This window comes from Xenorhabdus santafensis (assembly GCF_033949405.1).
GTDB classification, from domain to species: domain Bacteria; phylum Pseudomonadota; class Gammaproteobacteria; order Enterobacterales; family Enterobacteriaceae; genus Xenorhabdus; species Xenorhabdus santafensis.
This window is the reverse complement of record NZ_VCDN01000064.1, coordinates 41657-55645: the sequence shown is the minus strand read 5'-3', so window position 1 is coordinate 55645 and position 13989 is coordinate 41657. Positions and strand designations below refer to the sequence as shown.

The 13989-nt window shown below is 43.0% G+C and carries 5 protein-coding genes; 3 read left to right on the top strand and 2 right to left on the bottom strand.

Translation table 11 applies throughout. From position 1 onward, the window contains the following. Positions 1–8769 (top strand): non-ribosomal peptide synthetase, encoded by an 8769-nt coding sequence (locus FE392_RS15450; protein ID WP_319931106.1) that lies wholly within the window; start codon positions 1–3, stop codon positions 8767–8769. Positions 8770–9005: 236 nt separating this feature from the next. Here the strand turns inward: FE392_RS15450 and FE392_RS15445 are convergent, their stop codons facing one another. Together FE392_RS15445 and FE392_RS15435 are read right to left on the bottom strand one after the other, a co-directional pair. Beyond that, positions 9006–10022, bottom strand: a complete 1017-nt coding sequence (locus FE392_RS15445) for a glycosyltransferase family 9 protein (protein ID WP_319931105.1) — start codon at positions 10020–10022, stop codon at positions 9006–9008. 333 nt (positions 10023–10355) lie between these two features. Next, complete coding sequence (locus FE392_RS15435; protein ID WP_439153495.1) at positions 10356–10664, bottom strand: type II toxin-antitoxin system RelE/ParE family toxin; 309 nt, start codon at positions 10662–10664, stop codon at positions 10356–10358. Between the two features lie 420 nt (positions 10665–11084). On the opposite strand from FE392_RS15435, the gene FE392_RS15430 reads away from it, so the two are divergent. Then, on the top strand, positions 11085–12851 hold the full coding sequence (locus FE392_RS15430; RefSeq protein WP_319931104.1) for a purple acid phosphatase family protein: 1767 nt from the start codon (positions 11085–11087) through the stop codon (positions 12849–12851). A gap of 403 nt (positions 12852–13254) precedes the next feature. After that, a complete protein-coding gene (locus FE392_RS15425) occupies positions 13255–13824 on the top strand; it encodes a hypothetical protein (RefSeq protein ID WP_319931103.1) in 570 nt (189 codons plus the stop codon). Positions 13825–13989: the final 165 nt, after the last annotated feature.

Below are 13989 nucleotides of genomic sequence, written 5' to 3'. Positions count from 1 at the left end.
ATGTTGATGCTATTTAAAGAACTCAATAAAAATCAGGTATCAGTCTGGGTCTGTGAAAATAAGTTAAAACTGGCATTTACAGGGGATAATCCCCCTGTTCAACTTATTGATAAGATTAAGCAAAGAAGAGAAAGCCTCTTAGATTTTTTAAACGAAAAAAATATCTTCTCTGAAGATGAATTCAAGCATTTTGTTTTCTGTGAAAATATTGCCAGTGAAAATCACGCTGATTTAGCTAATTCGTCACCATCCAGCAGAAAAAAGGTCACGGCGATATTCCCGGCTACCAGCTTGCAGCAAGGCTTTGTCTACCACCACTTGGCCCAGCCACAGGATGATGCCTACCGTGTACAACTCTTGCTGGATTACCGCGCCCGTTTGGATCTTGCTGTTTACCAACAGGCTTGGTCTTTGGCTTCACTGCGTTTTCCTATCCTCAGAACTGCATTTGACTGGAAAGGAAAAATATTGCAGTTAATCACCACAGGCTCCAGCATTGACTCAAAAAAATTTACGACCAAAGATATCAGTCAGTTGGCAGAAAAAGACCGCAACGCGGCAATTGACACCATCCAGCAAAATGATCGTGCTCTGCCCTTTGATTTAAGCCAGCCCGGATTAATCCGTTTCACTTTTATCAAACAGGAAGAGCAACTGACAACTGTCTTGATCACTTTGCACCATTGCATTATTGACGGCTGGAGCTATCCGGTTTTATTGCAGGCAGTGCATGAATATTACAACCAACTGATACAAGGGCAGCCCCCCCAAATAGTGGTTGATAATGCCTATCTGGCAACCCAACAGTATTATTTGGATCATAAAGCAGAAACCGAGACTTATTGGGCTGAACGCAAATCACAATTCTACTCAACGAATGATTTGTCGCCCTTGTTAAGTCATCGCGTTGATTTAGCGCAGATAAAAACCATTGAAAAGCCTGCCGAGCAGATACTCACGATACAAGGAAGCACTTACGGGCAACTCATGGATACCTGCCGGGAACAAGGCATTACCCTGAATGTGGCGCTGCAATTCGCCTGGAATAAACTCCTGCACAACTACACGGGTGATGAGCAAACCCTTGTCGGCACGACCGTTTCCGGACGCGATGTCCCGGTAGAAGGGATTGAATCCAGTGTTGGCCTGTATATCAATACCTTGCCGCTGATGGTGCAATGGAAGCAAACAGACAGCATCGCGACAGTCTTGCAAAACATCCAACAAGATATTGCCGCCCTCAACAGCCACAGTGAAATTTCACTATCAAGCCTGCAATCTCATGGCGAACGCCTGTTCCACAGTTTGCTGGTCTTTGAAAATTACCCGTTACCCGAATCAGCCGAAAACGAGACAGGCATCGAGCATACCCTGACATTCCGCCGCGCCGTCGAAAAAGTGGATTATCCGGTATTGTTGATGGCTTACACCCACGATAACCGATTAGTCATCAAATTCAGTTATGGAGAAGACTGGCTGACGGAAAAACAGGCCCAGCGTTTGCTGTGCCAACTTGAACGTATTTTGCACGCGGTGGCTTACACCCCGAACCAGCAGCACACTTCAATAACCTTCCTCAGTGAAGAAGAACGCCATACCCTGCTGGACAGTTGGAACCAGACCGATGCGCCTTATCCACAGGACAAGACTCTGCAACAATTGTTTGAAACTCAGGCAGACCAACGCCCTGAAGCCATTGCCCTCATATTTGAACAGCACAAGATCAGCTATGGCGAACTCAACCGGCGCGCCAACCGTCTGGCCCATCGCTTGATTGCACTGGGTGTGCGGCCGGATGACAAGGTCGCCATTTGCCTCGAACGCAGTCCGGATATGGTGACAGGCATACTCGCGATCCTCAAGTCCGGCGGCGCTTACGTACCGCTCGATCCGACCTATCCGGCGGAGCGGCTGGCGTACATGCTGGAAGATTCCGCCCCCGTGGCTTTGGTGACCCAGACACAGCAAGCCGAAAAACTGGGCAGCGCTGTACCGCCAATGCTGCATGACAGGACGATACTGCTCGATGCTCAGGCTGCCTTGCCCGAAACCCTGCCGGACACGAATCCGGATACTTACGCCTTGGGGCTGACCTCACGTCATCTGGCCTACGTTATTTATACTTCCGGCTCCACCGGGCAGCCCAAAGGCGTGATGGTGGAACACCGCAATGTACTTCGGCTGATCATCAACAATGGCTTTGCTGACATTGGCCCGAATGATTGCATGGTCCATTGTGCCAATATTTCATTTGATGCCGCGACATGGGAAGTTTGGTCTGGATTAGTTCATGGTGCCCGTATCCTGCTGATCCCAGAAAAAACCCTGTTGCACCCCGCTGAATTTGGTCAGTGCCTGTCATCAGAAGGAGCCAGCGCGCTGTTTTTGACCACCGCCCTGTTTAACCAATATGCAGGCTTGATTGCGCCGTCATTGTCCGGGCTGCGCTATGTTTTGTTCGGCGGTGAACAAGCGGATAACCGCTCCGCCATTCGTCTCAGGGCGGAACATGCACCAGAACATCTGCTGCATGTTTACGGGCCGACAGAAACGACCACATTCGCCACAACTTATGAAATACCACTGATTGAAAATGAAGACAGGAAACTTCCCATCGGGCGACCCATCAGCAATACCCGCATCTATATTCTGGATAAACAAGGCCAACCCGTTCCTGTCGGTGCTGCCGGCGAGATCCACATTGGCGGAGATGGCGTTGCCCGGGGTTACCTGAATCGCCCGGATCTGACAGCGGAACGTTTTCTCCCTGATCCGTTCTCACCGCTGCCGGAAGCCAGAATGTACAAAACCGGTGATCTCGCCCGCTGGTTGCCTGACGGAAATATTGAATACCTGAGCCGCAATGATTTTCAGGTCAAACTGCGTGGTTTCCGCATTGAACTGGGAGAAATCGAAAATATCCTGACGACTCACCCACACATCAAACAAGCCGTCGTAATTGATTATGACTATAACGGCCATAAAGGACTGGCAGCTTACTTAATTGCCGAAGGAACATTATCAGATGACATTCTGATCAAGCATTTATCTGAGCGATTGCCGGAATACATGATACCCGCCAGTTTTACCCGCATCGAAACCCTGCCCCTGACCCTAAACGGCAAAGTGGATCGCCGTGCCCTGCCCAAACCCGTTTTGGGGGATCACGATAATTATGTTGCCCCGCGCAATGCGCTGGAAACGCAACTGTGCACCCTTTGGCAAGACGTGTTGAGGCTGGAACGCATAGGCATAGAAGATAACTTTTTCCGCATTGGCGGGGATTCGATTGTCAGCATCCAGCTAGTCTCCAAACTGCGGCAAGCTGGTTTTTCCCTTCAGGTTAAATCGATTTTTGAAGCGCCGACAGTGGCCCAATTATCACAATGGTTGCTCCAGACTTCTTCCACAGAAAAAATCGTTGCAGAACAAGGCCTGTTGAATGGCGAGTTTGACCTGTTACCGATCCAGCAAGACTTCTTCAACTGGAATTTACCGAGCCCGCACCACTGGAATCAGGCTTTCATGATCCGCCTGCCCGGCAATATTCATTCTGCTGCAATTGAACAGGCCCTAACCGCCCTGACCGAGCGGCATGACATGCTGCGTGCCTGCTTTAGCACGCTCACACCTGATGCAGCACTCCCTGCCGGAACAAACCGGAAACACCGCCAGTACTACTCCGCCGGCATGCCATCCTGGCAGCCCACATTACTGCATTGTGATGTCAGCACATTGAATGAAGCAGAGAAACAGCAACAATTAACCCAATGGCAAAGTGGCTTTGATTATTACACCGGGCCATTGTGGCAAGCGGGACACCTGACCGGATATGCGGATGGCAGCGCTCGCCTCTTCTTCGCCTTTCATCACCTGATTATTGATGTCGTTTCATGGCGGATCATTGCTGAAGATATACGCAGATTATTGCAGGGAGAGACGTTGCCGGCGAAAACCAGCAGCTATCGGCAATGGGTCAATGCCGTTCACCACTATGTTCATCATACACATACTCACCATACACATGCTCACCAAGCAAAAAACCAGCAACAGGAAATGGCCTACTGGCAGCGAGTTGTTGCAGGAAACACTGCCCATCCGGTTTCAGGTGAGGCCAGCCACCACACGCTGGGCATTTCTGCTGCACTGACTGACGTTCTGCTGCGTGAAGCCAATTCAGGTTATCAAACTGAAATTAATGATTTATTGCTCAGTGCACTGACACTGGCATTGCAAGCCGTTTTCTCAAATCCCGTCAATCACATCACACTGGAAGGCCACGGCCGGGAAGCCATTGATGACACATTGGATGTCTCGGAAACCGTTGGTTGGTTTACCATCGTGTATCCTGTTCGTCTGACCATGCAAGATGACATTGCTGAGACGATTATTCACACCAAAGAGATGCTCCGTGCCGTACCAAATAAAGGCATTGGCTATGGTGCATTGCGTCAGGCCGGATATTTGGACGGAGATTTGCCGGCGATCAGTTTCAACTATCTCGGTCAGTTGGGCGGAGAAAGCGGGCAAGATTGGTCACTGACCAGCGATGAGTGCGGAATCGCGGTAGCGGGTGATAATCATAGCCATTTATTGCTGAATATTAACGGTTTGATCCAGACTGGCACGTTGCAATTCAACATCAGTTCCCGTTTGCCGGAAACGCAGACAGCCGTATTTATCACCGCATTTGAACAAGCCCTCCATTCTGTTATCACAACGGGCCAAAAACAGGCGCAATCGGGCGGGGTAAAAACACCAAGCGATTATGGCATTGACGGGGTTTCGATGCCGCTTTTGCGCCATCTTCAGCAGAAATACCCGATTGAAGCCCTGTATCCAGCCACCAGCTTGCAACAGGGATTTATTTATCACCATTTGGCCCAGCCGCAAGACGATGCCTACCGCGTACAACTGCTGCTCGATTATCACACCCATCTGGATATTGCCGCTTATCAGCAAGCATGGGCTCTGGCTTCACTGCGCTTTCCCATTCTCAGGACAGCATTTAACTGGGACGAAGAGGTTTTGCAAATTGCCGTCCAAGGCGCAAGTATTCGTGCGGAAAATTTCGAGAGCAAAGATCTCAGCCAACTGCCGGAAGAAGAACGAAACAGCGCAATTGATGCGATCCAACAAGATGACCGTACTTTGCCGTTTGATTTCAGCCAGCCCGGATTAATTCGTTTTACCGTCATCAAACAGCATGAACATCTGGTCACTGTATTGATCTCGATGCACCACGCGATTATTGATGGCTGGAGCAACCCGATCTTATTGCAAACCGTGCATGAGTATTACAACGAACTGACACAAGGCCACACGCCCAAAATCGAGCCAGATCATGCTTATCTGGCAACCCAGCAATATTATTTGAATCATAAATCAGACGTTGAAGCGTATTGGGCTGAACGCAAGGCGCAATTCCACGGTATAAATGACCTCTCGGCTTTATTAAGCCATCGTGTTGATTTGGCAAAAATAAAATCGATAGAAAGCCCGATGGAACAAACGATCAGCCTGCAAGGGGATTCATATCAGCGACTGAAAAAAATGTCCCGGGAGCACGGCATTACATTGAATGCCATGTTGCAATTTGCCTGGCATAAACTCCTGCACAGCTACACGGGCGATGAACAAACCCTTGTCGGTACCACCGTATCCGGCCGCGATGTACCGATAGCCGGGATTGAATCCAGCGTTGGTTTGTATATCAATACTTTGCCGCTGGGGGTTCAATGGAATAAAACCCGCAATATTATCAGCGTGCTACAGGAAATACAGAAAGATATCGCTTCACTCAACAGCTACAGCGCCGTGTCACTGACCGATTTACAATCTGACGGAGAACGTTTATTCCATTCCTTGCTGGTTTTTGAAAATTATCCCGCCCCGGTTATCGGGAATAATTCAGCCAGTGCCGATGAAAGCAATAACGGGAAAAACATTCGTATTGAGAATAGGCTGACGCTGCGCAATGCCATCGAAAAAATCGATTATCCCTTATCACTGATGGCTTATGAACCGGACAACAGTCTTAGGATCACATTAAATTATGGCGAAGCGTGGATAACCGCAGAACAAGCGCGGCGCTTACTTGGCCAGATTGAACGGATTCTGTGTGCTGTCGCCAGCGATCCACACCAACCACATACATCAATCACGTTCCTCAGTGATGAAGAGCGCCACACCTTGCTGCATACGTGGAACCAAACTGACGTTGCTTATCCGCAGGATAAAACCCTGCAACAACAGTTTGAAGCCCAAGCAGAAAAAACGCCCAATCATGTCGCACTGGCATTTGAAGGAGAAACGCTGACCTACCGCCAGCTCAATGAGCGAGCAAACCAGCTGGCACATGTCATCCGTAAACATTGCCAACAGCGATTTAATGGCCCCATGCAGGCTGATACTCCCATTGCCCTTTATCTTGACCGTAGTCTGGAAATGGTGGTCAGTATTCTGGCAGTACTGAAAGCAGGTGGTGCTTATGTCCCTATTTCACCGGAATATCCGGCGGAAAGAGTTCAATTTATTCTGTCTGACATTGCCGCGCCTTGTGTCATTACTCAACAGCAGCATATGGCAACATTGGCAAACTACAGCCAAATTCTTTCAGAGCACCCGATATTCATCCCTGCGGATGAGCAGACCGTCACAGCCACTCTGCCTGTGGAAAACCCGGCACCGATAAATAAATCGACCGATCTGGCCTATATCATCTATACCTCAGGCACCACGGGCCAACCCAAAGGGGTTATGATTGAGCATGCCGGCATCAGCAACTTGGCGCAATTTATTGCCAGAACACATTCACTGAATTCTCAAACCAAGGCGTTGTTTTTCTCCAATTATGTCTTTGATGCCTCTGTTTTCGAAATCTTCCCTGCCCTGCTGGCAGGCAGTTCTCTGTTTATTGTTCCTGCCGCGGCGACAAAAGACAGTAACCGACTACTGGCATTCATCAATATGCATGAAATTACCAAAGCGTTTATTCCAACCGCTTTGATGAACCATTTTTCCGCATCATTGCTCCAATCAACGTTACAAACCATCCATACCGGCGGTGAAGCCTTGAATACGCTGGATCTACATTCAGGAGTAACCGTATTCAATCAGTATGGCCCTACCGAGATTACCGTTTGTGCCACTCAACGTTTATTGCAGGACAAAGAACAGTCCATCGGTAAAGGTATCGACAATACCCGTTTATATGTTCTTGATGATGAGGGCCATCCGGTTCCTATCGGTGCAGCAGGAGAACTGTATATCGGCGGCGCCGGGCTGGCCCGGGGATATTGGAATCGGCCTGAATTAGCCTCAGAGTATTTTGTGGCAAATCCATTTGCGACAGCGGAAGATACCGCCAGAGGCTACACCCGTTTGTATAAAACCGGTGATCGGGTACGCTGGCTAGCGGATGGTAACCTTGAATATCTGGGGCGCAACGATTTTCAGGTCAAAATCCGCGGTTATCGCATTGAATTGGGGGAAATTGAAACCGCCCTGTCCGCACACCCGCAAGTCAAACAAGCCGTTGTCATTGATCATAAACACAAAGGCAACCGTATTCTGGCAGCCTATCTGGTCACAGAAGCTACAGACGATGAATTGTCTGATGAAAGTCTGATTAAGCACCTTTCCAGTCGTTTGCCGGAATACATGGTGCCCGCCAGCTTTACCCGCATTGAAACCGTACCATTAACACTGAACGGCAAATTGGATCGTCGCGCCCTGCCAGTACCCGCATGGGGGAACCGGGACAGTTATGTTCCGCCACGCAATGAGCTGGAAGCCCAGCTTTGTGCCATTTGGCAGGATGTTTTGGGAGTGGAAAAAATTGGCATCGAAGATAATTTCTTCCGCATTGGCGGTAACTCCCTGACCGCAATTAAACTGACCACCGCCATGCGAAATCAATTGGGAGTAGATATTCCTTTAAATATTCTGTTTAACCATAAATCGATTGCTTTGTTATCGGAATGGTTAGAATCAGGTCATTTAAAATCCAGTTTACTGAATTACCTCACCCCAAAATCGGCGGCGAAAAATAAACTATTTATGATCCATGCTGCTAACTGTGGCAGTGAAGTTTATGAACCGTTGGCAACTACTTTATCCGATATCTATAACTGTATCGGTATCGATAATTATAATCTTTGTACAGATGATCACATTGGTTCATTGCAAGAAATAGCGCAAATCTACATGAAGCTAATATTGACCCAAACGTCTATTGATGCGCCTATCCGCATTTTAGGCTGGTCATTGGGCGGGCAGTTGGCGATGGAGATGGCTTTTCAGCTTGAGAAACTCGGAGCAAGGGACATCCAGTTATTTTTATTGGACACCATCATGAATAATGATGAGATAAAAGAACTGCGAAATAATTTAGATATGCCATCTATATACCAAAAGATCACTAATACATTGTATGAAAAAGGGGCAAACGATACTTATATCAATAAAGTTCTGGAGATTGTTCCTGTCGAAGGCAGGATGGTGAATTGTGATTTAAGCGGGAAACTGGCACATGCCAAAGTCACGTTATTTAAAGCCGGAAAAACAAATCCGCTCCATAAAAATGGAGTTGATTTATCAATAAATCAATTGATCAGAAAAATACCGGACAATAATATTTCACAATGGACTAATACACCATTGCGAATCATCTTAATTGAAGATAGTTATCATGAAAACATGATCAATTACGCTTCCATCATTCGTGGAGAAATGCTCAATTATTCACCTTCAATAAATGGAAAATAAATTTCATTGATTTACCTTAAAGAAGCCAGCAATGCTGGCTTCTTTTTTTGTTATTATATTAATTTCATAAGGTTATTTTATTTTCCCTGCTCTACTTTAAGTAGTAAAAGCATTGGCAATCTGGATCGATCAATTATTTTTTCAAACATTAAAAACCAATTAAGAAATAAAATCCTTAATGTAGATACACCGATTATGCGGGACAATCTGCATTTCGACATGTATATAAAGCCGAGTTAAGCTAACATCCTGTTATTGCTCTGGTCATAACATTTCTTCAATAAAAAATTGACGGCATCACGTATTTTTATCACATCAATGTCATTAACTACCTTCCCTTCCTTTAAAAGGATATTTTCAACATTAAGGGGATGCCAACGTAAATATTTTTCAGGCCTATTTTCAAACAAAGATACCACTGGTATCTGTAATGCTGAACACAGATGCACTGGTGCGCTATCAGCTGACACAATCATGCTCATGCAACTTGTAGCCGCAATCATATCCTGAACGCTTGTGGTGTTAAGGTAATGCACCGGAAGACCAGAAAAATACTGTTTACTTATTGCTTCACTTTGGTCATGAAAAATAAAAAATTCAGCCTCACTTCCTATCAACCTGACTAAATCAGCCCACTTATCGATATCCAATTGCCTGTCTTTTGATTTATTCGAGATAAACAGGCCTATTTTTGGTTTATTTGCTGAACCCATTTTTCTCATCCATTCATCACGCAACAACGGATCAGGATAGACATAGAGTTTTAAAGTATTAACCTCAGGCGTTTCAATTTCAGGCATCAAATCAAACCCAGATAAAACTTCATGCTTTATTGGCCGATTAGCAACATGATCAGCGTTCCTGTCATCAAACTCACTTTCCTTCGTGTGCCAACGACAATCGGGTATATTTAATTGACGAATAAATTGAATGCTATTTTTATTCAACCCGCCATTTGGGATAATTCCTAAGTCAAAGTGTATTCTTCGCAATTTGAAAATTAATGCAAGCCTATTTATCAATGAGCTGAATATCCCGGGGTTTACATTTCGTTCACGGTTTTTGCTATAAACATACGTATGAACAAATGCAACATCCGGGTTTCTATCCAGTACCGGCGCATTGTATTTATTAGCTAAAACATGAATCTCAGAGTTTGGGAACTTTTTCTTTATGGCATGAATCAGAGGTGTTGTGCATATCATATCGCCAAGAAAATCTATCCTAATTATTAAAATACGTTGTTTTCTCATATACATTTTTAAAAATTATTTTTCTTATGGAATATATGTAGGATCCATTACGTAAACTGGACAAGTTTATCTGCTTAAAACACCGATTAGACACAGTAAAAACTTATAGGCACAATTATAAGGTTCTAGTTTCACCTAATACGCCAAGAATTAAGTTAAAGGCTTAGAACCGTTTTAATAGCTTCTGATTGCACTGTCGTCATCATCTTGGAAGACTTTAGCTTTATGTCGATGATTTTGCCAAAAATTAATTCTATTTTGAGATCAACCGCTCACAGAAGATAATTTATCTAAGACTATGTTTTGGTTTGTTTATTTTTTGGTTTTTTTTAATCATCTGAACCACCTGTGACTTAGGATGGCTTCCTTGGTCTTTTTTACAGCATCATCCATTGAATCACCGGCCGAGAAACAGCCGGGTATACTTTTTAATGCTAATTGGATCTCTGCCGGTGGCGCCCTAAGTGTCTTTTTAACAAACGTGCGCAGGATATATATCTTTTTCCCTTTAGCGAAAGCAAAAAAGGTGCGTGTAATATCTTTTTTGCCTGCTCTTAACTCAAACAGTCCATCCTGAATAATATCCGTATGCGGATAATGCAACTGATTACCTTGTGCCTCAAGTGCTGGGGCCTGATTCAACAATAGTCAGAATGGATATATACGCAATGAATTTCAAGTTGCATCGCGGCGGCAAGGGAATTCATCCCCAGGAGCATAGATAACTATGTGACTGGGGTGAATGAGTGCAGCCAACAAAGAGGCAACTTGAAAGACGAAGCGTATAGTTAATTTGGGTATAGTTAATTTGGGTATAGTAAATTTCGTTATCGTAAATAAGTTAACTAAGAATAGCAATTTAGGATTTAAATTGACTGGTTAACTGTGCTTTTGTTCCATCGCCTCACAAACCCAAAAAATAAAATTTTTATTCGGTGTTCCGTAAAACCCCATTCTTCGCTTTAGGTCTGGGAGGATGTCAAATTTTTGTAACAAACGTTGTTTATTATGAATTCGTTATATAAACCTTGCTGGGTAAAAATTTTAATCAGGAATATTTACATGAAACTAACGCTAAAAAAGATAAATTGTATATTAACAACAAGTTTAATTGCCTGTTCACTATTTGGTATTACTCAGGCCCAAAGTAATACCATTAATAATCCCCTCACTAGTAACGCTACGTTGCATAGAGCAGACAATATTCAAAAAATTGAGACAATCATAAGTACTATTGACAAACCGAATGTTGCACCAATATATAAAAATAACAAACCTAACCGCATCACATCTACGTTAAAAAAACAAACAGATACAGAACGGTCATTTCGTTGGTTCACCAGTGACGAAGTAAAATCACCTGTTGTAATGGTTGATACTCATCCTGATATGAAAAATGCTACAGCTTATCCAGCAGAAACGGCTATAGTTGAAAGCCATTATCTTGAACGTGATAAAGATGGTTTTTTTATCTATAAAGTGCTCGATGATAAAAACAATGTAGTACGCTATTTCACTGATGCTGGTATTACCGATATAAAATGGGAACCTAAAAAAGAGGCGAAAAATAAAAATGAAAAGGTAGCAATAGATATCATTCCTGTAAAAGAAGTGATTTATAGTGCAGACATCAGTGGATTATCTCCTGATACCGTTTATTATTACAAAGTTGGGGATAAAAATGGTGAACTTAGTCAGATTGGTCAATTTAAAACATCTAGCTCACCACAAAAACCCTTTTCATTTATTCAATATACCGATACACAAAATGCTTACTGGAACGAGCATATTCGTAATGAAGCCCAATTTGGCGCAGATACCCTACAACAAGCACAGAAAAAAGCCCCTGATGCAGAATTTGTAATTCATACTGGTGATATTGTGGAAGTTAGTGAAGTTGAGGATGAATGGGTTGATTTAATGTCACAGTCGCAAAATTCATTATTAAAAATGAGTATTGCGCCCGTTTCAGGTAATCATGATGAATATGGTTTAAACACAACTGATTTATACCTTAATAAATTTAATGATCATTTTAATGTCGATAGTGCTGGTAAAATTGATGGAGGATCATACTACTCCTTTGATTATAATAATGCTCACTTCATTGTACTAAATACTAATGATTACAAAAATAAAGAGAAAAAAGCATTAAGTAAAGAACAATTAAAATGGTTAGAAAATGATGTGAAACAAGCGCGTGAAAAAGGAGCCAAATGGGTTATATTGAATTACCATAAGCCATTATTTTCTAAGTCTTATCATTCATTACAAGATGAAGATGTGCAAAATGTCCGCGAAGATTTTATGAAGTTAATTGATCAGTTGGATATTGATTTAGCGCTACAAGGTCATGACCATGTTTTCTCACGAACTAAATCATTAAAGTACGCGGATAAAGCAGACAGCTTTGTAAATGCTAAAATTGATAACGCTCAATTCACCTATGATGAAAATAATTATAAAAAGTTAATTTCCCCCTCAGGTACGACTTTTGTTATTCCGAATACGGGAGGAACGAAAGCCTATGATGCGATCTTCAATAAGCCGCTAAAACATATTCACGAAATGCGACCAAAATTAAATTGGTTAACTCAGGAACAACTCGATCATTACAATAATTTATTTGAAGTCGGTTACCAACCCCAGAATTCTGAACGTTTTAAAACAAAACATGAGAATTACCGTGATAGTTCAGTTCAAAACTTTGCAGTCTATACAATCGATAATAATCAGCTAACAGGTGAAATCTATCAAGTTGCTGGTGATTTATCAAAAGGTGAAAAGCGTAGTGTAGAATTAATCGATAAATTTTATATAGAAAAATAGTAAATAGGGGGATCGGCGTAGAATCCTAATACGGAATTCTGCGCCGGAAGCCAGTAAAATTTTGAGGTATTGATCATCAGCCTGAAGACAGAGTGATCCCACCGAGCATTGCGTCCAGTTCGATCTTCTTCCTCTCACTGATAAAAGTGTAATGTCCAATTAAAAAGATGTGTTGCCAAGCGAATGGTAACATCCAACTCAGTAATTCAATACTACGAGAGTTATCGTTGGCCTCGTATTTTTGTAGGCAAAGAAATAAGCAGTGTTATGACCGGTTATATTTTGGCTGATAATGGGAGAAAAATAAGCCGATTGTTCGAGATTATCCGGGTTAATAATGTCAATATAATGTAAACTTAAGCCGACTTTTTTATATGAATGGACAGCGTAAAGAGAGGGAATAATGATGGTTTCTCGCCCAAAAAATTATTTACCGGGGCTAAAGAGTATATTAGTTTCTTTGTTTATTATTTTTTTCTCTGTGTTTTGTTTGTATAAATACAAACATATTAATATCGTCGAAAAGATATTTGATTATACAGACAGGTATTGTCATGTTAATGAGGAATGTGTGGTTAACATGGCAAACGTCACCCCATTTGAATGGGATTATATGTATCTCATCGATAGTGGGCAAGATCCTAAACGGGTTGAAAGTATTATCAACTTAAAATTTTATGGGGATCTTGATTTTTTACAAAGTATTTTTTTTATTAAAGATAACAAAATTATTCATTTTGAAGGATACTTTTATTACCCGGATTCCAGTGATGAAAATGGGTTGCTGTTAAATTTTGATAGTTTTAAAAAGGGAATAAAACCGATTAATTATTACATCATGTCAAAAGATAACGCGAGCATTTTGATAAAAAAGGAAATAACCCCTTATAAAATTCGCTATTGGCTTTCATATGCAAATGAAAACCAAGTGGTGAGGGGGAATGTGATATATCAGGGACGAGCAGGAGATTAAATGTTAAGTATTTACAAGGCGATAGCCATTCTACCGCCTATGACATTTCATTATCCCCCAGCAACACCAATCGACGTGTTTTAATGCTTCAATGGTCAAGTCCGTGTTTTGCTATACCATTTCCACTGATTTCGTGATTTTCTCTTCGGTAAGGCGAACAATCTC

Bases quoted from the DNA above. Each gene is read 5' to 3' on its own strand.
- FE392_RS15445 (WP_319931105.1), bottom strand. From the start codon at position 10,022: ATGAGAAAACAACGTATTTTAATAATTAGGATAGATTTTCTTGGCGAT.
- FE392_RS15425 (WP_319931103.1), top strand. From the start codon at position 13,255: ATGATGGTTTCTCGCCCAAAAAATTATTTACCGGGGCTAAAGAGTATA.
- FE392_RS15430 (WP_319931104.1), top strand. From the start codon at position 11,085: ATGAAACTAACGCTAAAAAAGATAAATTGTATATTAACAACAAGTTTA.
- FE392_RS15450 (WP_319931106.1), top strand. From the start codon at position 1: ATGTTGATGCTATTTAAAGAACTCAATAAAAATCAGGTATCAGTCTGG.